The following is a 21,426-nucleotide window of genomic DNA, read 5'->3' as shown; positions in this document are numbered from 1 at the left end:
TCCTCCGTGCAGAGGTTTTTCTGCGCGGCGGAGGTTTATTATATTTTGGAGGTTTCCTGTTTCTTATGAAGACGAAAGGCAAAGCATGGCAGCTTGTTGTCACAGTGCTCCTGATCGCCGCGTTTGTCTACACGGCATTCTTTGGTGTGGCAGTCAAGTACGGTGATGTGACCAAGACCTACATCAAGGGAGCGCAGGATATCCGCTTTGGCGTGGATATCAAGGGCGGTGTCAACGTAACGTTTGCCCCCTCGGACAACTACGATGCCACCGATGATCAGCTGGACGCTGCCCAGCTGGTCATTGAGAATCGTCTGGTTGGCCTGAACGTGACCGACTACGAGCTGTATGTGGATTATGACTCCGACCGCCTGATCCTGGAGTTTCCGTGGCAGTCCGGCGAGACCGATTTTGATCCCGAAGCCGCCATTGAAGAGATCGGCAGCACCGCCTACCTGACCTTCCGCAAGGGGAGCAGCGCAGACGGCGAACTGATCCTGGACGGCTCCATGGTCGAGAGCGCAGCTGCTCAGTACGGCCCGGTGAGCGGCAGTACATCCGAATATTATGTGGCCCTCAAGTTCAACGACGAGGGTGCCAAGGCCTTCGGAGATGCCACCACGGAGCTCTACCAGAGCAGTGGAACCATCAGCATCTGGCTGGATGATCAGAACGTGAGCACGGCAACGGTCAATGCGGCCATCACCGATGGTGCCGCCATCATCACCAGTTCCGCGTCCAATCCCTTCACGCAGGAGGACGTGGTCAAGATGGCCCGCCAGATCAATTCCGGTGCACTGCCTTTTGCCCTGACTGTGGACAGCTATTCCACCGTCAGCCCCAGCCTGGGCGAGAACAGCCTGAGCGCCATGGTGCTGGCCGGTCTCATTGCCTATGCCCTCATCGTGGTGCTGATGACTCTGCTGTATCGTCTGCCCGGCTTCCTGGCCTGCATTGCACTGGCCGGTCAGGTGGCGGCAACGTTGGCTTTCGTCTCCGGCTATTTCCCGGTGTTTGAGAGCTTTACCCTGACTCTGCCCGGCATCGCAGGTATCATCCTGGCCATTGGTATGGGCGTGGATGCCAATGTCATCACCGCCGAGCGCATCAAGGAGGAGCTGAACAACGGCAAATCGCTGGATGGCGCGCTCAAGAGCGGCTTTGCCCGCGGTCTGACCCCCATCATTGATGGCAACGTGACTATTGTTATTGTGGCAATCGTGCTGATGGGTGCCTTCGGCCCCTCGGACGGCCTGTTCGCCAAGGCCCTGCACTTCGTGTTCTTCGCCTTTGGGCCCTCCACCGCAGGCACCATCTACGCCTTCGGCTACACGCTGCTGACCGGCGTTCTGCTGAACTTTGTGTTCGGCGTGTTTGCCACCCGTGTGATGATCCGCGGTGCAGCCTCCATCAAGGCCCTGCGGAATCCCTGGCTCTATGGTGCTGTCAAGCCCGGCAAGGAAGTCAAGGAAAAGAAGCCCATCAACTTTGTGGGCCTGCGCAAGCGCTTCCTGACCATCTCCACCTGCCTGATGGCGGCCATCATCCTGTGTGCTGCAGTGTTCGGTGTCCGGCTGGATACGGAGTTTACGGGCGGTGCCATGATCACCCTGAGCTATCAGGGTGAGATCAGCACCTCCGAAGTTCAGAAGACCGCCTCCACCGCACTGGAAAACAATGGCCTGACCCTGCAGACCGGCGAGAATGTCGCCACCGGGGAGCAGACTCTGAAGATCTCCATGCCCGGCAACGAGACCGTGACCACCGATCAGGTGGAGAATCTGCTGACCTCCCTGAACGAACAGTACCCGGACAATGCCTTTGCCCAGCTGTCCCTGAGCAATGTCAGCGCTGCCATGGGCACCAAGTTCCTGCAGAAGAGTCTGGTGGCTGTGGTGTTCTCCCTGCTGCTCATCCTGCTGTATATCGGTTTCCGTTTCAAGAAGATCGGCGGCCTGACCGGCGGCCTGATGGCTGTGCTAGCCCTGTTGAACGACCTGATGGTGGTGTTTGGCACCTTTGTGCTGCTGCGCACCCCGCTGGACGGCAACTTTATTGCCGCCATGCTGACCATTCTGGGCTACTCGATCAACGATACGGTTGTGGTCTATGACCGCATCCGCGAGAACCGTGCCCTGATGGGGAAAAAGACCCCGTTCGAGGAGCTGGTCAACCACTCGGTCAACCAGTCTGCCCGCCGTACCATCATCACTACGGTGACCACTGTAATGGCACTGGGTGTGATGTGCGTGGTCTCCAAGCTGTACGGTCTGGACAGCATCTTTACCTTTGCCTTCCCGCTGATGATGGGTATGCTGAGCGGCGTGTATACCTCGCTCTGTGTTTCCACCTCCGCCTGGGTGCTGTGGAGCGACCGCAAGAGCAAAAAGGCTGAAACCAAAAAAGCCTGACCGTGTTTTGCCCGACAGGCCAAGAACCAACATCAGGAGGAACGATTTATGAAATGTCCCTATTGCGGCGATGAGGAATCCAAGGTCATCGATTCCCGCCCGACCGAAGACGGTGAGCGGATCCGCCGCCGCCGTGAGTGTCTGCGCTGCCGCATGCGGTTTACGACCTATGAAGTGGTGGAGACCGTCCCGCTGATCGTCATCAAAAAGGATAACTCCCGTGAGCCTTTTGACCGTCAGAAGCTGCTCAACGCAATGCTGCGGGCCTGCGCCAAGCGCCCGGTGAGCTACGATGCACTGGAACGGGCTGTCAGCAGCATTGAGCAAAGCCTGATGAGCTCCTATGACCGCGAGGTGTCCAGTGTGCGCATTGGTGAACTGACCATGCAGGAGCTGAAAAAGATCGATGAAGTGGCCTATGTCCGCTTTGCTTCGGTTTACCAGCAGTTTGCCGATGTCGAGAGCTTTTTCACGGAGCTGAAAAAACTGATGGGCGACCGCAAAGAGAAAAACTAAGGTTCCAGCGTTAAAAGCCAGACTTTTTCGTGAACTTCACGAGAAAGCCTGGCTTTTTATTGTGCACAGCCTCATCTGTTCAGCTCAAAGCAATCATCCTCAAAGAATACGATGAGAGAGCCAGGCCAGGGTCTCTACCTGAACCTGCGCCCGGCGCAGTTCCCCGAAGGCTTCCTCGGGTGCATTCAGTTCCAGATGGCCATCGGCGGCGCGCAGGGCGGCTTCCAGCTCCGTGAAGTCCTGCGTGCGGAGCAGGTGGTTCATGCCTTCCCGCATGGTGTCGCAGAGCTCGGCTCCTTCGGCCAGTGCCTGCCGCGCACCGGTCAGATCGCTGTTCCGGATATCCTCCATGGCGGTGTCGATGTCATCGGAGATATCCTCGGCGAATTGCTGTACCCGGAAGCTGCTGTAAAAGGCTGCTGCCAGCAGCAGGACTACGATGCCAATGCAGACATAAATACGTTTCATGCCGCACCCCCTTGCCGGAACCCCGCCGTTTGACGAGGCTCCTTTTTCAGCAGAAAATAATCCTCGGTATCGTTGCCCGCCAGGATCAGGATCTCTTCCAGAAGCAGGCTGTTAGCCTGTGCGGTGCGTTCCAGCCAGGCAGCATCCTTGCCGCAGGTGGTCAGGTTTTCGGCAAGCACCTGACCATCCAGCACAAAGGGGATGGTGGCCTGTGCCCGCTGTACCCTTGCCCCAAGGTCGGCGAGGGTGGCCGGTTCCTTTTCCGGGCGCAGAGCCACCGAGAGACTGCCGTTGGTCTCCACGACCGCATAGGAGACATCCCTGGGGTCGAACACATCTTTGCCGCGCAGCGCCTCCATCAGATCGGCGGCAGTCAGCCGCAGGGTGCGCAGAGCGTTCTGATCGATCTCACCATTCAGGATGACGGTTTTGGGCCGCCCGGACATCAGGTTGAAAAAGCGCTGGCTCCTGAAGCTGAGGATCGATCCCAGCAGCTCCAGCGCTGCAATGAGAAAGAGGGGGATCAGGCTGGCTGTGACCGGTACTTCTTCAGATTCAATGGAGATGGAAGCCAGATTGGAGATGAGGATGGTGGATACCAATTCCTCAGGCTGCAGCTCCCCTAACTGACGTTTGCCCATCAGCCGCATGGCAAACAGGACGCAGAGATAGATCAGGATGGTACGGAAGATCAAGAGTTTCAAACCGGAACACCTCCCAGCGTATAACCGCCGCCCCGGCGGACAAGCTACCAGAAAGGGGGCGGCAAAATGGAACAGCTTTCCAGCCATCTGGCGGCAAACCTTGCGGAGCTCAACGCTAGGTTTGGCCGATCGGCAGATTTTTATGCGAAGGAGCTTGAGCTTTACCACTGCAAAGGAGCCATCGTTCTGTTTGATGGGATGGCCAGCCTGAAAGGGCTGTGGCAGCTGCTGCTGGATGCCGCCAGCCGCCGCACACCGCCCGGCCCGGCAGAACAGCTGACCGGGGAACAGGTGTTTGCGCTGTTGTTTGAGCACTCCGCACTGCCCGCAGAGCCTGACCCTGTGGAGGACTGGGAGGCCCTGATCCGGCGGATGACAGCGGGCATGGCAGTGCTATTGCTGGACGGATGCGCAAAAGGCATCGCCTTTTCGGTGCAGAGCCTGAACGCCCGCTCGGTGGATGAACCGGCAGGGGAGGGAAATCTCCGCGGCTCCCGGGAAGGCTTTGCGGATCTGCTCCGGGTGAATACCAGCCTGCTGCGGCGGTGCTTCCGCAATGATGCTCTGGTCATTGAGATCGGTCAAGCCGATTGTGAGATGAAAACGGAGTATGCTCTCTGTTACTGCCGGGATACGGCAGACCCAAAAGCGGTGCAAAAGGTGCGGCAGACCTTGCAGCGGGCCAGGCCGCAGCTGCTTTTGGATTCCAGCTACTTTGTGCCATGGCTCTTTCCCTGTAAGATCCGCACCTTTGCTCCTGTGCGCTATACCGAACGGCCTATTGTGGCAGCGGCAAAGCTGCGAGAGGGGAAATTCGTCATTCTGGTCAATGGCAGCCCCTCAGCGCTGATCCTGCCCACCCTGTTCTGCGAAAACTTTGAATGCCTGGATGACTATGCAGGAACGGCCTATTTTGCATCCTTTCTGCGGGTGCTGAAATATATCTCGTTCTACCTGAGCATTTTCCTACCGGGCGTGTTCGTCTGCTGGGCAGTCTACCTGCCGGAACTTCTGCCGCCCCAGCTGCTGTTCAAAATCGAGGCCGCCGAGCAGGCAACGCCGCTGCCGCTGTTTGGGGAAATGCTTCTGGTGATCCTGATGCTGGAGATCATTCGGGAGGCTGGCCTGCGGATGCCCCAGACCCTGGGGCACTCCGTCAGCCTGATCGCGGCCCTCATCATCGGGGATGCCGCCATTGCTGCCGGACTGATGAGTACGCCGGTCATCCTGACCGCCGCTGCCGCATCCATTGCAGTGTTCGTCACGCCCTCGCTGTATGAGGTGGCAACTGTTCTGCGGCTGGCGGTGCTGCTGGCAGCTGGGTTGGCTGGCCCGGTGGGACTTGCCGCCTGCGCGCTGGGCGTGTTATTCGGGCTGACCCGGGTCTCAGCGCTGGGTGTGCCCTACCTGCGGGATGCCGTATTTCCCGAGGTGCCGCTCTCGCCGGACGGTGTGACCCGGCGCAGCTACCCAAAACTTTCCCGGCGGCCCTTTACCATTTGGCAAAAACGAGGTGGTTGAAGTTGGAACGATCCTGTTTCTCCGAAAAAACACTGACCCTGAGTGTGCTCACTGCGGAGTTCGCTCGGTGTGTATTACAGACAGGGGCACCTGTCTCAGCCCGCAGTTTTCTGCTGCGCGGCCTGCCCATGACACTGGCGCTGGTTCTGATTACCGCCCTGACAGCCGGGGCAGAGCAGCGTGCAGACAGTTTTTTGGGTACAGACTTGCGTTCCCGGGTAGTCTGCGGAGGGCTGGGACTCTGGTTTGTCTGGGAGGCTGTGGAGACCTTCCGTCAGGCGCAGGAGCTTTGCTGGGGGAATTTTTCTTCCATGGCCATGCTGGGGCTTCTCCCGCTGCTGCTTTGGGCAGGATGGAAGCTGGAACCTTCGGTACTGGTCCGCTGTGCGCCGATCCTGTGCTGGGCGGCGGCGCTGGCGGGTTTGCTCTGCCTGCTGGGGCTGAATGGCCAGTTCCACTGGGAAAGTCTGATGATGCAAGCTGATGCTCAACCGATTATCCTGCCCCTGTATCCGGAATACTTCGCCCTACCGCTGTTCTGCCCGGCAAAGCAGGTGCGGTGCGCTGTCTGGCTTCCGGTGAAAGCTTTTATACTGGCTGGCAGCTTTGCGCTCTGCACGGAACTGGTGTTTGGGGCGGGGAATGCCCTGCCCGGCATCGAGCTTTTGCGGGCGGGCAGGCTGGGCAGCATCTCCCGGTTTGATGCCCTTGTGCTGCTGGTCTGGTTGGCAGCGGCAATGTTCCGGTTTTGCGTGCTGGTGCAGGTGGTGCGTCAATTGGCCGGGCGGATGTGGGGCAGGGCCACGCCTGCGGAGGAAAACGCATGACGGGCCAACAGCGTGCCCTCCGGTGGCTGGCGGCAGGGGTGCTGGTGCTCTGGTGCGGGGTATTTTTGCGGGCAGAGAACACCGAAAAAAGCATGGTGCGTGCCTTGATTCTTACCCCGCCCACGGTGGCGGTGCAGAGTTGGATGGTGAGCCTGCTCTACCAGTTTCCGGAAGCCGCTGCCGATGCCTCTGATGCTGCCGCAAAGGTACAGCTCTGCACCGGGCAGGGAAACACCCTGCAAACGGCTCTGACTGAAGCCGAGCGTGGCCTGCCCCGTAAAGCAAGCTACCGGCTGTGCGAGTATCTGCTTTTGAATGCCGAAACAACTTTAAAAACCATTCGACAGGCGGAGACCGTGTTGAAAGAGGAGCCGGTGCAGGGCTTGTCTGCCCGGGTCCTCTGCATGGATCTTTCCGGAGAAGAACTGGCCGCAGCAGACGGAGAAAACGAACTGTTCCCGGAACGACTTTTGCAGGTCGTGAAAGAAGCTGCACCGCAGGCTCCGCACCTATACGAGAGCCGGAACGCCTTTTTGGCTCCGGTGCTTATCCTGACGGATGGTGCCATTGAGAATGCGGAGGAAATGCTTCTGCTCACCGAAACAGGGAACACCCGGCTCACCCCGGCAGAGAGCCAGATGGCACAATTGCTGCTGGGTCAGAGCGGAGAACACACTTTTCCGCTGGGTAGCGGGCAGGTGACGTTCCGGCGCTGTGTGGTATCGGTGGAAGCCGAAGAAGATGGCTTTGCCGTGACCCTGACCGGCCAGCGCAGGGCGGGCACCGCTCTGCCCACAGCAGCACAGTGTGCGGCGCTGGAGCTGCTCTGCGTGCAGACCGTTCAGCGCTGCTGGGAAAACGGGTATGATCTGCTCTCTCTGGGAGCAGTCCGGGCGCTGAAGCAGGGAACAGTGCGAGAAGCGCTGACAACAAAAAACGCCTGCCCGCAGGTGCAGGCAGACGTGAGCTTTTTGCAGTTTTAGTGGGCGGTCTCAAAAACGACGGTGATGGTGGTGCCAACGTTCACTTCGCTTTCCAACTTGATGCGGGCGTTGTGGATGCGGGCAATGTGCTTGACAATAGCCAGCCCCAGACCGGTGCCGCCGGTGGCCTTGCTCCGGCTCTTATCCACCCGGTAGAAGCGTTCGAACACGCTGGACTGCGCATCTTTCGGAATGCCGATGCCGTTATCCTTGACGGTCAGGGTACAATGGCCGTCCCGGGTGCAGGAGGTGATGAGCTGGACCTTGCCGCCGGGGCGATTGTAGCGGATGGCGTTGTCGCACAGGTTCTGGCACAGCTCATCCAGCTGATCCCGGTTGCCAAGCACTCTGGCGCTCTCGCCCAGATAGGTCAGGGAGATGAAGGAGCGTTGCGCGTTCAGTTTCTGACGTTCCACACAATCCTTGGCCACGTCCAGCAGATCGACCGTTTCCATGTCGGGCTGTGCATGGGTCTCGCTGACGCTGTCCAGGTGCGACAGCTGCAGGATGTCGTTCACCAGCTGGATCATCCGGCTGGCTTCTACATGGATCTTCCGGCCAAACTCGGGCACATCTGCGGGTTTGGCAATGCCGGTCTCAATGAGTTCCGCATAGCCGGAAATACTGGTCAGCGGCGTTTTCAGCTCGTGGCTGACGTTGGCCGTGAAATCCTGCCGCATCTTCTCGTTGTTTTCCCGCAGCAGCCGGTCAGAGTGGATGCTCTCAGCAAAGGGGATGAGTTCCCGGTAGGGAACGTTTTCCTGAATGTGCTCAAGATCATCCGTCATTTTCAGAATGGGCTGGACAAGACTGCGGGTCAGCAGCCCGGCAATCAGCGCTGCGGCACCCATCATCAAAATGCAGCTCAGGATGATGGCGGGCAGGGCCGCGTCGTAGATCGACCAGATGGTCTCAGAATCCTGGGCCACACGCAGGATATCGCCGCCGGGCAGCAGCATGGCGTAATAGTAGGTCTCGTACCCCATGGTCTGGGAATCGCGGCAGTTACGGCCTACACCCTCCCTCATGGCTTGCTGGATCTCCGGGCGGGACAGGTGATTTTCCATCTGCTGGTCAGTGGCGGATTCGAACACCACACTGCCATCTGCTGCGATCAGGGTAATGCGCAGGTCTCCGTTGACGAACACGGAGAGCTGATCCGGAGAGGAAAGCTGCTCGTATCCGGCGGAAACCAGATCAGCCTGATGCTCCAGCGAGGTCCACGCCTGTTCCCGGAACGCTTTGTGAAAGACGAAGAGACAGAGCACGGCGGTGCAGACCAGACCGACGAAGCCCATGAAAAACAGCCGGTAACTGATTTTTTCTTCCATGCTCTGCGGTTTCATTCTTCCTCGCCCTCCTCATTGTCGGCCAGCTTGTAGCCGACCTTGCGCACGGTGCAGATATATCTGCCCGCGTCCCCCAGCTTTTTGCGCAGGGTGCGGATGTGCATATCCACGGTGCGGCTCTCAACAGAAATATCGGTGCCCCATACCACCTGCAGAATGGTCTCGCGGGTCACAACAAGGTTCGTGTTTTCCAGCAGCAGGCGCAGCAGACTGTATTCCTTGTAAGTCAGGTCAATATGGGTGCCGTTCACAGTCACGCTGTGGCGGGCGTTGTCCAGCAGGATCTCATGGAAGGCATAAACATTCTGCTTTTCCTCGGGGGCAGAGCGGCGCAGGGCGGCCCGTACCCGGCTCAGAAATTCCATGATGCCAAAGGGCTTGGTGATGTAATCATCTGCACCGCAGTCCAGCCCGCGCACGGTATCCAGCTCACTGGATTTTGCTGTGACCATGATGATGGGCAGGCGGCGCAGGGCAGGGGTATTGCGGAGCTTTTTCAGAATGGAGAAACCGTCCTCACCGGGCAGCATCACATCCAGAATGACCAGCTCAGGCTCTGCGGTGCGCATGGCCTGCCAGAAAGGCTCAGAGGTTTCAAAGCTCTGTACCTCGTATCCGCTGGATTGCAGTGCATATTGCTCCAGCTCGCGGATGGCGGCATCGTCTTCTACAATGTAGATCATTTGTTGGGTTCCTCCTTTGCGTCTGCGGGTGCAGTGTCGCTGTCAGGGAAGAGATAGCGCTCACGGTAACGATCCAGACGGCGTTGGAACTGTTCACTTTCCTTGGTCTCGTTGCCGTAGCGCAGGTCGTTCAGGTAAGCGTGGGTATCAAAGCTGTCCTGTGCCACCTCGATCTGGGCAACAGCCACATTGCTGCAGTGGTCGCAGACACGCTCATAGTTGGTCAGCAGATCTTCCAGAACAAAACCATATTCAATGGAACAGCTGCCGGTCTGCAGGCGTGCCACGTGGCGGGCCTTGATGGCACGCACCAGTTCATCCACAACGGTCTCCAGCGGCTCGACCTTGCCGGCCAGGTGCAGATCGCCTTTGCGGAATGCGTCGGTGGTGCGGCTCAGCACATCCTGCACGGCCCCCTCCAGCACCTGCAGCTCCTCCTGTGCATCCTTGGAAAACTCAATGCTCTTGGCGTGGATCTCTTCGGCGGAGCTCAGAACATTTACAGAGTGATCGCTGATGCGTTCAAAATCGCTGATGGTGTGGAGCAGAGTGTTCACACTCTGGCTGTCGGCATGGCTCATTTCACGGCTGGACAGCTTGACGAGATAGGTGCCCAGTGCATCCTCATATTTGTCCACCTTTTCCTCCTCCTCCCGCACCTTCTGGGCAAGGGAATCGTCCCACTTGTGGGTCAGGCTCATGGCCTGCACCACGCCCACACGGGCCAGCTCGGCCATGTCTGCAGTGGCGGCGCGGGCACGCTCCACAGCCACGGCGGGAGTGTTCAGCAGGCGCTCATCCAGCAGAGCAAAGCTCTCTTTTTCGGCATCGTCCGGAATGGTGAGGATGGCCAGCTTTTCCAGCCCATTTGCAAAGGGCAGCAGAACAGCGGTGGCCGTCAGGTTGAAGATGGAGTGGACCACGGCAATGCCCCAGGCAGTGACCGTTTCAGTGACAAAGGCAAAGTCAAGCAACAGATTTGCACCATAGAAAACAGCCAGAAACAGGGTGACACCGATGATGTTGAAGTACAGGTGCACCATGGCGGCGCGGCGGGCATTTTTATTGGCACCCACAGAGGAGATCAACGCGGTGACGCAGGTGCCGATGTTCTGGCCCATGATGATGGGGATGGCACTGCCGTAGGTGATGACACCGGTGGCGCTCAGTGCCTGCAGAATACCAACGCTGGCGCTGGAGCTCTGGATGATGCCGGTGACAACGGCACCCACCAGAACGCCCAGCAGAGGATTGGAGAAGCGGATGAACAGGTTGGTGAACCATGCCTCATTCTGCAGGGGCAGCACAGCATTGGACATGGCGGTCATACCGGTCATCAGCACGGCAAAGCCGATGAGGATGGTGCCGACACCCCTGCGCTTTTCGCTTTTGCCCATGTACAGAAGAATGCCGATAAAGGCCAGCACCGGGCTGAAGGAGGTGGGCTTGAGCATATTGATCAGGAAGCTGTCGCCCTGCAGGCCGGAAAGGCTCAGGATCCAGCTGGTGACCGTGGTGCCCACATTGCTGCCCATGATAACGCCGATGGCCTGATGCAGCTCCATGATGCCGCTGTTGACAAAGCCGACCACCATAACGGTGGTGGCGCTGGAACTCTGGATCACGGCAGTGACGCACAGACCCAGGAAAAAGCCCTTGAGCGGGTTGTCAGTCAGTTTGCTCAGGATCTTTTGCAGCTGGCCGCCGGCCTGCTTTTCCAGCGCCTTGCCCATGATGTCCATACCGAACAGGAACAAGGCCAGGCCGCCCAGCAGGGAAAATACATTAAAAACAGTCATTTGAAGTTCCTCGCTTTGTTTGACACGTTTATTTGACGGAATGTTCTCCTGTTTATGAGTATAGAGCTTGAATGTAAAATCGGAAATCCAGAGAATGTAAAATGCGTGTAAAGTGAATGACTGTTTCCCGGTGCGGGGATGTACCATCTCTATTATAAATAGATATGAGGGAGGATGCAACGGGATGCAGGCTCCGGAATGAAGATTTTCCGGCAGAATCATTGTAATCCGAAACCATCTCGTTTATAATAAGGGAAAGAAAAAGCGTGCCCCGCAGCCGGTGTGCTGCCGGGCAGGGAGAGGAAACATTTGTGCAGGAGGAAGAACGATGGCGAATTTCAATGTTTCGCTGAAGAAGCTGACGGAAAAGGTCAGTCTGGATGTGGTCTACACCCCGAAAGGGCTGGAAGAGATCAATGTCGAGATTGCGGAGGTCAACCGCCCGGGCCTGTTCCTTGCCGGATACTATGATTACTTTGATAAACTCCGGCTGCAGATCCTGGGTCTGGCCGAAATGAACTTCCTTTCTGGTCTTTCTGCCGAGAAGCGGTACGAGCGGCTGGACCAGCTGTTCAGCCAGCAGCCCCCGGCTGTCATCGTCTGCCGCAGTGAGGAACTGGAACCATTTCCCGAGATGCTGGAACTGGCTCAGAAGCACGGGGTGGCCCTGCTCCGCTCCAACGAGATGACCTGCACCCTGATGGGCAGTCTGATCAGCGTGCTGAATCTGGAGCTGGCACCCCGCATCACCCGCCACGGCGTGCTGGTGGAGGTGTATGGTGAAGGGATCCTGATCCTGGGCGACAGCGGCATCGGCAAGAGTGAGCTGGCCATTGAGCTGGTCAAGCGCGGCCACCGTCTGGTGGCGGACGACGCGGTGGAGCTGCGCAAGGTCTCCAACCGCCAGATCATGGGCACGGCCCCGGAGAACATCCGCCATTTTATCGAGCTGCGCGGCATCGGCATCGTCAATGTGGCCCGTGTGTTCGGCGTGGGTGCGGTCAAGGAGAGCGAGAGCCTGGACCTTGTGGTCCAGCTGGAAGCATGGGACCCCACCAAGAACTATCAGCGCACCGGACTGGAGAGCGAATATTACGAGATTTTGGGCGTGAACATCCCCAGCACCAGCATCCCGGTCTCCCCGGGACGCAATCTGGCTGTTGTGCTGGAAACCGCCGCCATCAACAACCGCCAGAAGCGGATGGGTTATAATGCCGCCAAGGAGCTGCTGATCCGTCTGGGTCTGGACGGCACCGTTGAATGAAGATTACAGATAAAGGAATCCTGTTTTATGGAACGATTGAAACAACTGCTGCAAGCGGAGGAGATCCGCTTTATCGAAAACGAATCCCTTGCTGCCCACTGCACCTTTAAAATCGGCGGCCCGGCGGATGTTTTTGTCCAGCCGGAGACGGAGGAACAGCTCTGCCGTGTGATCGCACTGTGCAAAGCGTGCGATGTGAAATATTACCTGCTGGGCAACGGCAGCAACATCCTGTTTGAGGATGCGGGCTACCGGGGCGTGGTCGTGGATACCACGGCTCTGAAAATGGGAATCGGTTTTCTGGAAAACGTCAGCCATCCGGGTGCAGAGCCGGGGGCGGTCTACGATGCAGTCATCGCAGGTGCGGGCTTGAAGCTTTCTGCTCTGTGTAAGGCGGCGCTGGACAGCAGCCTGACTGGCCTGGAATTTGCTTATGGCATCCCCGGCACAGTGGGTGGTGCAGTTTATATGAATGCCGGTGCCTACGGCGGAGAGATGAAGGATGTGCTGGTCTCTGTGACGTATCTGACCAGAGAAGGTGAGATCGTGACAGAAGATGCCGCAAACCTCGACCTCTCCTACCGGCACAGCATCTTTGAGGAAAACGGCGGCTGCATCCTGAGCGCAAAGTTCCACCTGAAGCATGGAGATTCGGCAGCCATCAAGGCCCGGATGGATGAGCTGATGCAGAAGCGCATCGATAAGCAGCCGCTGGATAAGCCCAGCGCCGGCAGCACCTTCAAGCGGCCGGTGGGAGCGTTTGCGGCTGCCCTCATCGACCAGTGCGGCCTGCGGGGCTATCGCCACGGCGGTGCTGCCGTCAGCGAGAAGCACTGCGGGTTTGTGGTGAATCTGGGCGGCGCGACCTGCGCTGATGTGCTGGCCCTGTGCGATGAGGTGCGGGCAGTCGTAAAGGAAAAGACCGGGTACGACCTGGAAAAGGAAATTCGAGTGGTCAAGGCATAAGAGGGAAAATGGTATGGATCTTCTGATCGTCAGCGGGCTTTCCGGTGCGGGAAAATCGGTTGCGATGAACGCACTGGAGGATATCGGCTTTTTTTGTATCGACAATGTTCCGGCAGAGCTTCTGCCCAGCATCACGGCGTTCTCCAAGGCAGGCGATAACCAGCTCAAGCGGGTAGCGCTCTCCATGGATGTGCGCGGCTGCCACACCAGCGAGCAGATCGAACAGGCGCTGCACCAGCTGGATGAGCAGGGCGTCGAGTACGAGATCTTATTCATTGATGCTCCGGACGATGTGCTGATGCGCCGTTACAGTGAGACCCGCCGCCGCCATCCCATCAGCATTGCCGAGGGAATCTCCACCCGGGAGGCGCTGGCAAAGGAACGACAGATCCTGCAGCCCTTCCGGGAACGGGCAGACTATACCATCAACACGGAGTTTCTCTCCACGGCCCAGAATAAGGAACGCATTTGTAATTTGTTTGCGCCAGATGGCGGGGCAAAGGCAGCAATGCGGCTCACCGTGATGTCCTTCGGCTTCAAGTTCGGCATCCCAGAGGATGCGAACCTGGTGCTGGATGTCCGCTGTCTGCCCAACCCTTTCTATATCCCGGAGCTCAAACATAAAACGGGGCTGGATGAGGAAGTGGTAGATTTTGTCATGGGCCACCCGGAGGCAAAGGAACTGCTGCGCCGGTACGAAGGTTTTCTGGAGTATGCGCTGCCCCTCTATGTCAAGGAGGGAAAAAGCCAGCTGACCATTGCAGTGGGCTGCACGGGCGGCAAGCACCGCTCTATTACCTTTGCGCGGAAGATCGCGGAATATTGCAAACAACTGGGCTATCAGACCGGCATTCAGCACCGTGATGCGGCGCGCTGACCCGGCAGAGCCCGTGAGAACAGAAATGAGAGTGACATGAGTTTTGCATCCCAGGCACGGGAAGAGATCGCACAGCGCAGTTTACAGCTGCAAAAGGATTGCTGTGTGCGGGCGGCAGCCTATGGCATCGCCTGCTTTGCCAAAGATTTTGATGCACGGGGCCTTGTGCTGCAGACTGAGCAGGAATTGACCGCCCGTGTGGCCGAACAGCTGTTTGCCCGCTGCGGCGTGCAGGGTACGGTGCTGGAAAAGCCCCGCCCCAGCGGTGTGGTATATGAGTTCGGCATCCGAGAGTCGGAGCAGGTGCGCCGGATGCACGAGCTGTTCGGCACCACGGGCAGCGAGACGAGCTTGCAGATCGACCCGGGGCTCATCCGGTGCCAGACCTGCGTGAGTGCCTATATCAGCACGGCGTTTCTGTGCGGCGGCACTGTGACGGACCCACAGAAGGAGTATAATCTGGAATTTCTGACCGGACGCACCAACCTTGCAAAGGATTTTGAGGCCCTGCTTGCTGAGCATGAATTTGCGCCCCACCGTACCCGCCGCAACGGCGTAAACCTGATTTACGTCAAAAGCAGCGCCAGCGTGGAGCGCATCCTTGCGTTTATGGGAGCGGCAGAAGCTTCAGCCCGGATGAATGCCCAGAAGGCAGTCAAGCAGCTGCGCAACCAGATCAACCGTCAGACCAACTGCGATACCGCAAATCTGGGCAAAACGGCCCGGGCCAATGCCCAGACCACCCGTGCAATCCGTTTTTTGCAGGAGCAGGGTGCGCTGGAAACACTGCCCGAGGTCTTGCAGCAGGCTGCGGCCATTCGAATGGAAAATCCGGACTTGTCCCTGACAGCTCTGTGTGCCTGCTTTGACCCGCCCGTGAGCAAATCGGGGCTTTCGCACCGGATGAAGAAGCTGGAAGCGCTGGCAGAAGATCTGCGCAGAAGATTGGAAGAAAACGTAGAAAAGGAGGAAACGAAATGATCGAACCCAGTGAGGGCAACAAGCAGGGAAGAGACTTCGTCCACCTCCATATCCATACAGAATACAGTCTGCTGGATGGTGCCTGCCGCATTGACCAGCTGATGGATCGGGTGAAGGAGTGCGGCCAGACTGCCATTGCCTGCACCGACCACGGTGTGATGTACGGCTGTGTGCAGTTCTACAAGGCGGCCAAAAAGGCGGGCATCAAGCCCATCATCGGCTGTGAGGTCTATGTGGCCACCCGCACCCGCTTTGATAAGGTGAACAAGATCGATGGCAACAATCATCTGATCCTGCTGTGCAAGAACGAGACGGGCTATAAAAACCTTGCCAAGCTGGTTTCTGCCGCCTTTATCGAGGGCTTCTACTCCAAGCCGCGTGTGGATAAGCAGCTGCTGGAGCAATACCACGAAGGCCTCATCTGCCTGTCTGCCTGCCTGGCGGGTGAGATCCCGCAGGCGATCCTGTCCGGCGATTACGAGCGCGCTAAGGCATCTGCCTTGTGGTATCGCGACCTCTTTGGTGAGGGCAATTACTACATTGAATTGCAGGATCACGGGCTGGAAGAGGATAACATTGTGCTGCCCCAGCTCATCAAGCTGGCACGGGAGACCGGCATCCCCATGGCAGCCACCAACGATTCCCACTACCTGCGCAAGGAGGATGCCAAGATGCAGGCGATCCTGCTCTGCATCCAAACCGGAAAAACCATGCAGGATGCCGACCGTATGGAGTTCCAGACTGACGAATTCTACGTTAAAACAACGGATGAGATGTACGATCTGTTTGCCATGGTGCCGGATGCCTGTGCCAACACACAGATCATTGCCGACCAGTGCAATTTTGATTTTGAGTTTGGTAACACCAAAATTCCGTATTATAAGGCCCCCGGCGGCATGGACAACCAGGCGTTCTTTGAAAAGCTCTGCTGGGAGGGTCTGGAGCGCCGCTACGGTTCCAATGTGCCGCAGGCCAACAAAGACCGCCTGAACTACGAGATCAGTGTCATCAAGACGATGGGCTATACCAACTATTACCTCATCGTCTGGGATTACGTCAACTATGCCAAGAGCCAGGGGATCCCGGTGGGCCCGGGCCGTGGCTCCGGTGCGGGCAGTATCGCAGCATACAGCGTGGGCATCACTGACATTGACCCCATCCGCTATAACCTGATCTTTGAGCGCTTCCTGAACCCGGAACGTGTCAGTATGCCCGATTTCGACGTGGACTTCTGCTACGAGCGCCGCCAGGAAGTAATCGACTACGTCAACCGCAAGTATGGCGCTGACCATGTAGCTCAGATCGTTACCTTTGGCACCATGGCTGCCCGCAATGCGATCCGCGATGTGGGCCGTGTGATGGGAATGCCGTATCAGGAAGTGGATGTAGTGGCAAAGCAGGTCCCGGCGGAGCTCAAAATGACCATCAAACATGCGTTGGAGGTCTCGCCAGAGCTCAGGCGGATGTATGAAACGGACCCGAAGGTGACGGAACTGCTCGACACTGCCATGAAGGTGGAGGGAATGCCCCGCCACGCTTCCACCCATGCGGCAGGCGTTGTCATTACCCCGGAACCAACGGATTATTATCTGCCCCTTGCCACCAACGATGGCCTGCCCGTGACCCAGTTCAACATGACGGAGATCGAGGAGCTGGGTCTGCTGAAGATGGACTTCCTCGGTCTGCGCACCCTGACGGTCATCCGGGATGCGGAGCTGGCCATCCAGAAAAAAGAACCGGATTTCTCCATCGCCAAACTGGATTATGACGACCCCGAGACCTACAAATTGCTCTCCCGGGGTGAGACCGAAGGCGTGTTCCAGCTTGAATCCTCAGGTATGAAGCAGGTGCTGGTGGGCCTGCAGCCGCAGAATTTGGAAGATGTCATCGCTCTGATCAGTCTGTACCGCCCCGGCCCGATGGATTCCATCCCGACCTACCTGCGCAACCGCCATGAACCGGACAAAATCAGCTATAAGACCCCGCAGCTGGCCCACATTCTGGATGTGACCAATGGCTGCATCGTCTATCAGGAACAGGTCATGCAGATCTTCCGGGAGCTGGCGGGCTTTTCGTTCGGGCAGGCAGATAATGTCCGCCGTGCCATGAGCAAGAAGAAACACGCTGTGATGGAGGCAGAGCGGGAACATTTTGTCCACGGCTGCACAGACCCCGGCAACGAGTGCCCGGGCTGTGTGGCAAACGGCATCTCGGAAAAGGTTGCAAACGAAATTTACGATGAGATGTCCAGCTTTGCATCCTACGCCTTCAACAAGAGCCATGCCGCCTGCTATGCCTATGTGGCGTTCCAGACAGCCTACCTTAAGTGCCATTACCCCAGCGAGTTTATGGCTGCTCTGCTGACCAGTGTTCTGGACAACACCGGCAAGGTCATCGAGTATTCCGGCGAGTGCGCCCGGCTGGGGATCAAGGTCCTGCCGCCGGATATCAATATCTCGGGCAGCGGCTTTACTGCAGAGGACAGTGGCCGGATCCGGTTTGGCCTGAACGCCGTAAAAAATGTCGGCACCCGGCTGATCGAGCGCTCCGTAGAGGAGCGGCAGGAAAAGCCTTATACCAGCCTGTACGATTTCTGCAAACGGATGCATGGCACCGAGCTGAACCGCCGCACTGTGGAAAGCCTCATCAAGGCCGGTGCCTTTGATAATCTCGGCTCCAACCGCCGCAGTCTGGTCGAAGCAACTGAGGGTGTGCTCAAGAGCATCGAGAGTGACAGCCGGAAGAATCTGGATGGTCAGATCGATCTCTTCTCGATGATGAGCGGCATGGACAATACGTCTGCCGCCGACAGCTATGAGATCAAGCCCTGCCCTGAGTATACCCATGCCGAGCTGCTCCAACAGGAGAAAGAGGTCAGCGGCCTGTACCTTTCCGGACATCCGCTGGATGCCTACCGGGAGCAGTCGGCTCAGTTTGCTACCCACACCATCAAAGCTCTGACCGGTGAGGATGCCAATGTGCCGGACAATAGCCATGTCCGCATCGTCTGCACCATTGTCAAAAGCAAAATGGTGACGACAAAGACCAACAGCATGATGGCCTATACCAGCGTAGAGGATCTGACCGGCACCATGGAGGTCATCGTGTTCCCGCGTACACTGGAAACATTCCGGGACGTGCTGCACGATAACGCGGTCGTGGTCATTGAGGGCCGCCTGTCTATCCGAGAGGATGAACCTGCCCGCCTGGTTGCCGAAAGCATTTCGCCCATTGAAGGCTACAACCCCGCCAGACCGCAGGCCAACCGCCCCAATCAGATGCGGGATGCAGCCCGGCGGCTCTACGTCCGGCTGCCCTCCCGCACCAGCCCGGAGTACGCCAAGGTGGTCAATTTGCTGGAGATTTTTGACGGTGATATGCCGGTGATCTTCTATCTGGAGGACACAAAACAGAAGCTGGCGGCTCCCCGCAGGCTGTATACGTCAGGTCATCCGCTTTTCTTTGAGGAACTGCAGCGCATCGTGGGCGAAAAGAATGTTGCAACAAAATGACATGCGCAGGAACGATTCGAACTTGGTGCAGGTGTGCCAAAAACGACACCAAGACGCACGGTTGTGAATTTTAATAAACTTTTAACGAAGTGCCAAAAAGGTATTGGATTCAAGCGGGAACTGTGTTATAATGTCTAAAGGCAAGTTTTGATCTGAGCAAGGCGATGGAGCCGGTGCCCAAAGAGAGAGGGTAAGTGCTCCATAGGTAAATGACGAAACAATTGGAGGGAATCTTTCCATGGAAAAGCAAATCAAAACGATTGGTGTGCTGACCAGCGGCGGCGACGCTCCCGGCATGAATGCTGCAGTTCGCGCCGTTGTCCGTGCAGGCCTGCATAAGGGCTTCCGTATGATCGGCATTCAGCGCGGCTACAATGGCCTGCTGGATGGCGAGTGCTTTGAAATGAACCTGCGCAGCGTTTCCAATATCATCTCTGCCGGTGGCACCATCCTGTATACGGCCCGCTGCCTGGAGTTCAAGACCAAGGAGGGTCAGGACAAGGGCGCTGCAAAGTGCCGTGAGCTGGGCATTGACGCACTGGTGGTCATCGGCGGCGACGGCTCCTACCGTGGCGCCCGTGAGCTGGCACACCGCGGCATTCCGATGATCGGTCTGCCCGGCACCATCGATAATGATATCGCCTGCACCGATTACACCATCGGCTACGATACTGCAATGAACACCGCCCTGGAAATGATCGACAAGCTGCGCGATACCACCCAGAGCCATGACCGCTGCAGCGTGGTCGAGGTCATGGGCCGCAATGCGGGTTACATCGCTCTGAACGTCGCCATTGCCTCCGGTGCCATGGCTGTGCTGCTGCCGGAGAAGGAATTCGATATGCAGCACGATATTCTGGATAAGATTACCGAGACGCAGCGCACCGGTAAGCGCCACTTCATTGTCATCGTTGCCGAGGGCATTGGCCACTCTCAGGAGATTGCCAACGAGATCCAGGCCCGTACCGGCATCGATACCCGCGCCACCATTCTGGGCCATGTCCAGCGCGGTGGCTCTCCCACTCTGCGTGACCGCGTGAATGCTTCCGCAATGGGCTATCACGCTGTCTGCCTGCTGGAGCAGGGTAAGTACAACCGCATCGTTGGTATGAAGGGTGAGCACCTTGTGGATTACCCCGTGGATGAGGCGCTTGAGATGACTAAGACGCTTGACCCCGTGCTTATTGACGTGTGCAACACCATTTCTATTTGAGAATAACAGACGTATCTACGTTTTATAATGCGTAAAATCAGCCCCCGGAGAGCCGTGAAACGTTCTCCGGGGGCTTTTGTGTCCCGCTTTAAAGCACTTTGGCACCGTTTGCGGTCAATTGAAGGTTGCGCCCAGCATATCCGCTGCCCCGCGGCACATCAGCATCCGCTGCAATCTAATTGCTGTAAAATCTATGTGCAAAAGTGGCTTCGCATTTTCATTTCTCTTTCCAGTAAATCGAATTCGTGCTACAATAGAATCGGACAAATCAAAGAGGGAGAATCTAACATGAAAATACAATCTGTTGCCATTTTGGGCGCTGGAGCGGTGGGCTCTTACATCATCTGGGGGCTTTCTAAAAAGGATAATATCCGTCTGGGTGTGATAGCGGAAGGCGACCGTGCCCGGCGGCTAAAAGAAAGCGGCTGCGCCATCAATGGAGCAGTTTACCGCCCGGAGGTCTGGACCCCGCAGGAAGCGCAGGGTGTAGACCTGTTGGTCGTTGCACTGAAATATGGCTCACTGCCCGGAGCTCTGGAAAGCATCAAGACCGCTGTCGGCAGCAATACCGTTGTGATGAGTCTGATGAACGGTGTGGACAGCGAAGAGCTGATCGCCGCACAGGTAGGTGCAGAGCATCTGCTGTATTCCTTCATTAAGGTTACATCTCACAAGGAAGCGGATGGTTACCATTTTGACCCGGATGCAACACTTGGCGTGATCTATGGCGAGCGATTTGCACCGTTTGAGAGTGAACGTGTCGAGGCAGTGCGGGAACTGTTCACGGATTCCTGGGTCAACTTCCGGGTCACGGAGCACATTCAGGAAGAGATGTGGAGCAAGTTCCGGCTGAACGTCTGCAACAATCTGCCGCAGGCGATTCTGGGAGCCGGTGTGGGCTGCTACCGTGACAGCGTCCACATGAAAGCCATCAGCGATGGCCTGCGCCGGGAACTGGAAGCCATTGCAACTGCACGGGGCATTGATCTGCGCATTGCAGATGCCGTCAGCCACGGATGCGCTGTTCCTGCCACGGCCCGTTATTCCACTCTGCAGGATCTGGATGCCGGACGGCATACAGAGATCGATATGTTCTCGGGAGCACTGATGCGGATGGGAAAGGAGCTTGGTATCCCCACGCCGTATAACGAGTACACCTACCACATGATCAAGGCCATGGAAGAGAAAAATGATGGCCTGTTCGATTATGATGGCACGGAGGAACCCACCTGGGCAAAATAAAGTGACTGTCTTGTTAGGATTCGACACGTTCACTCCCGAGCCACCGGCAGCACTTTTTGCTGTATTTTGTTTTTGAAATATGGTATAATTACAGTATTGGTATTGGGAAA

General features: G+C 57.4%; 17 protein-coding genes. 12 read left to right on the top strand and 5 right to left on the bottom strand.

Annotation, left to right across the window (positions count from 1 at the left end):
* Nucleotides 1–65: 65 nt before the first annotated feature.
* Together secF and nrdR are read left to right on the top strand one after the other, a co-directional pair.
* Nucleotides 66–2,411, top strand: coding sequence for a protein translocase subunit SecF (gene secF / locus MTP40_RS07180; RefSeq protein WP_156061103.1), 2,346 nt, complete (start codon nt 66–68; stop codon nt 2,409–2,411).
* Between the two features lie 48 nt (nt 2,412–2,459).
* Nucleotides 2,460–2,927 carry a transcriptional regulator NrdR gene (gene nrdR, locus MTP40_RS07175; RefSeq protein WP_005934334.1) on the top strand — a complete coding sequence of 156 codons (468 nt, stop codon included), beginning with the start codon at nt 2,460–2,462 and terminating at the stop codon, nt 2,925–2,927.
* A 99-nt stretch (nt 2,928–3,026) separates the two neighbouring features.
* Here the strand turns inward: nrdR and MTP40_RS07170 are convergent, their stop codons facing one another.
* A complete protein-coding gene (locus MTP40_RS07170) occupies nt 3,027–3,395 on the bottom strand; it encodes a DUF4363 family protein (RefSeq protein WP_005934332.1) in 369 nt (122 codons plus the stop codon).
* The gene (locus tag MTP40_RS07165; RefSeq protein WP_156058118.1) at nt 3,392–4,099 is read right to left on the bottom strand and encodes a DUF421 domain-containing protein; all 708 of its coding nucleotides are present in this window, start codon (nt 4,097–4,099) and stop codon (nt 3,392–3,394) included. Before MTP40_RS07165 ends, MTP40_RS07170 begins: the two co-directional genes overlap by 4 nt.
* Before the next feature lie 66 nt (nt 4,100–4,165).
* Between MTP40_RS07165 and MTP40_RS07160 the strand changes: the two genes are divergently transcribed.
* From MTP40_RS07160 to MTP40_RS07150, 3 genes are read left to right on the top strand one after another with little or no spacing between them, the layout of a single operon-like run.
* Nucleotides 4,166–5,620, top strand: a complete 1,455-nt coding sequence (locus tag MTP40_RS07160; RefSeq protein ID WP_249260078.1) for a spore germination protein — start codon at nt 4,166–4,168, stop codon at nt 5,618–5,620.
* Nucleotides 5,621–5,622: 2 nt separating this feature from the next.
* Nucleotides 5,623–6,447 (top strand): hypothetical protein, encoded by an 825-nt coding sequence (locus MTP40_RS07155; protein ID WP_249260077.1) that lies wholly within the window; start codon nt 5,623–5,625, stop codon nt 6,445–6,447.
* Nucleotides 6,444–7,430: a hypothetical protein gene (locus tag MTP40_RS07150; RefSeq protein WP_249260076.1), complete on the top strand. Its 987-nt coding sequence runs from the start codon at nt 6,444–6,446 to the stop codon at nt 7,428–7,430. Before MTP40_RS07155 ends, MTP40_RS07150 begins: the two co-directional genes overlap by 4 nt.
* Here MTP40_RS07150 and MTP40_RS07145 read toward each other — a convergent pair.
* The 3 genes from MTP40_RS07145 to MTP40_RS07135 are packed head-to-tail and all read right to left on the bottom strand — an operon-like array spanning nt 7,427 to nt 11,261.
* Nucleotides 7,427–8,776, bottom strand: coding sequence for a sensor histidine kinase (locus tag MTP40_RS07145; RefSeq protein ID WP_005934322.1), 1,350 nt, complete (start codon nt 8,774–8,776; stop codon nt 7,427–7,429). The genes MTP40_RS07150 and MTP40_RS07145 overlap by 4 nt on opposite strands.
* A complete protein-coding gene (locus MTP40_RS07140) occupies nt 8,773–9,462 on the bottom strand; it encodes a response regulator transcription factor (RefSeq protein ID WP_097771952.1) in 690 nt (229 codons plus the stop codon). Before MTP40_RS07140 ends, MTP40_RS07145 begins: the two co-directional genes overlap by 4 nt.
* A complete protein-coding gene (locus MTP40_RS07135; RefSeq protein WP_249260075.1) occupies nt 9,459–11,261 on the bottom strand; it encodes a Na/Pi cotransporter family protein in 1,803 nt (600 codons plus the stop codon). Before MTP40_RS07135 ends, MTP40_RS07140 begins: the two co-directional genes overlap by 4 nt.
* A gap of 328 nt (nt 11,262–11,589) precedes the next feature.
* Between MTP40_RS07135 and hprK the strand changes: the two genes are divergently transcribed.
* From hprK to MTP40_RS07100, 7 genes are all read left to right on the top strand, one after another.
* Complete coding sequence (gene hprK / locus MTP40_RS07130; RefSeq protein WP_097771149.1) at nt 11,590–12,525, top strand: HPr(Ser) kinase/phosphatase; 936 nt, start codon at nt 11,590–11,592, stop codon at nt 12,523–12,525.
* Nucleotides 12,526–12,552: 27 nt separating this feature from the next.
* Complete coding sequence (murB, locus tag MTP40_RS07125; protein ID WP_207683869.1) at nt 12,553–13,491, top strand: UDP-N-acetylmuramate dehydrogenase; 939 nt, start codon at nt 12,553–12,555, stop codon at nt 13,489–13,491.
* Between the two features lie 13 nt (nt 13,492–13,504).
* Nucleotides 13,505–14,368 (top strand): RNase adapter RapZ, encoded by an 864-nt coding sequence (gene rapZ, locus MTP40_RS07120; protein WP_207683868.1) that lies wholly within the window; start codon nt 13,505–13,507, stop codon nt 14,366–14,368.
* Nucleotides 14,369–14,404: 36 nt separating this feature from the next.
* Nucleotides 14,405–15,349: a DNA-binding protein WhiA gene (gene whiA / locus MTP40_RS07115; protein ID WP_207683867.1), complete on the top strand. Its 945-nt coding sequence runs from the start codon at nt 14,405–14,407 to the stop codon at nt 15,347–15,349.
* A complete protein-coding gene (locus MTP40_RS07110; RefSeq protein ID WP_207683866.1) occupies nt 15,346–18,861 on the top strand; it encodes a DNA polymerase III subunit alpha in 3,516 nt (1,171 codons plus the stop codon). The genes whiA and MTP40_RS07110 overlap by 4 nt, the downstream gene beginning before the upstream one ends.
* A gap of 238 nt (nt 18,862–19,099) precedes the next feature.
* On the top strand, nt 19,100–20,074 hold the full coding sequence (pfkA, locus tag MTP40_RS07105) for a 6-phosphofructokinase (RefSeq protein ID WP_097771144.1): 975 nt from the start codon (nt 19,100–19,102) through the stop codon (nt 20,072–20,074).
* Between the two features lie 288 nt (nt 20,075–20,362).
* On the top strand, nt 20,363–21,316 hold the full coding sequence (locus MTP40_RS07100; protein WP_207696848.1) for a ketopantoate reductase family protein: 954 nt from the start codon (nt 20,363–20,365) through the stop codon (nt 21,314–21,316).
* Nucleotides 21,317–21,426 lie beyond the last annotated feature (110 nt).

It is taken from the genome of Faecalibacterium sp. IP-3-29 (assembly GCF_023347335.1).
GTDB lineage: Bacteria > Bacillota > Clostridia > Oscillospirales > Ruminococcaceae > Faecalibacterium > Faecalibacterium duncaniae.
Note: the sequence above shows the minus strand (reverse complement) of the source record. Positions and strands in the feature narration are given on the sequence as shown.

Excerpts from the sequence above, each read along its gene's own strand:
- secF (WP_156061103.1), top strand. The coding sequence starts at position 66 with ATGAAGACGAAAGGCAAAGCATGGCAGCTTGTTGTCACAGTGCTCCTG.
- MTP40_RS07135 (WP_249260075.1), bottom strand. The coding sequence starts at position 11,261 with ATGACTGTTTTTAATGTATTTTCCCTGCTGGGCGGCCTGGCCTTGTTC.
- MTP40_RS07110 (WP_207683866.1), top strand. The coding sequence starts at position 15,346 with ATGATCGAACCCAGTGAGGGCAACAAGCAGGGAAGAGACTTCGTCCAC.
- MTP40_RS07100 (WP_207696848.1), top strand. The coding sequence starts at position 20,363 with ATGAAAATACAATCTGTTGCCATTTTGGGCGCTGGAGCGGTGGGCTCT.
- hprK (WP_097771149.1), top strand. The coding sequence starts at position 11,590 with ATGGCGAATTTCAATGTTTCGCTGAAGAAGCTGACGGAAAAGGTCAGT.
- murB (WP_207683869.1), top strand. The coding sequence starts at position 12,553 with ATGGAACGATTGAAACAACTGCTGCAAGCGGAGGAGATCCGCTTTATC.
- MTP40_RS07170 (WP_005934332.1), bottom strand. The coding sequence starts at position 3,395 with ATGAAACGTATTTATGTCTGCATTGGCATCGTAGTCCTGCTGCTGGCA.
- pfkA (WP_097771144.1), top strand. The coding sequence starts at position 19,100 with ATGGAAAAGCAAATCAAAACGATTGGTGTGCTGACCAGCGGCGGCGAC.
- nrdR (WP_005934334.1), top strand. The coding sequence starts at position 2,460 with ATGAAATGTCCCTATTGCGGCGATGAGGAATCCAAGGTCATCGATTCC.
- rapZ (WP_207683868.1), top strand. The coding sequence starts at position 13,505 with ATGGATCTTCTGATCGTCAGCGGGCTTTCCGGTGCGGGAAAATCGGTT.
- MTP40_RS07145 (WP_005934322.1), bottom strand. The coding sequence starts at position 8,776 with ATGAAACCGCAGAGCATGGAAGAAAAAATCAGTTACCGGCTGTTTTTC.
- MTP40_RS07160 (WP_249260078.1), top strand. The coding sequence starts at position 4,166 with ATGGAACAGCTTTCCAGCCATCTGGCGGCAAACCTTGCGGAGCTCAAC.
- MTP40_RS07140 (WP_097771952.1), bottom strand. The coding sequence starts at position 9,462 with ATGATCTACATTGTAGAAGACGATGCCGCCATCCGCGAGCTGGAGCAA.
- whiA (WP_207683867.1), top strand. The coding sequence starts at position 14,405 with ATGAGTTTTGCATCCCAGGCACGGGAAGAGATCGCACAGCGCAGTTTA.
- MTP40_RS07150 (WP_249260076.1), top strand. The coding sequence starts at position 6,444 with ATGACGGGCCAACAGCGTGCCCTCCGGTGGCTGGCGGCAGGGGTGCTG.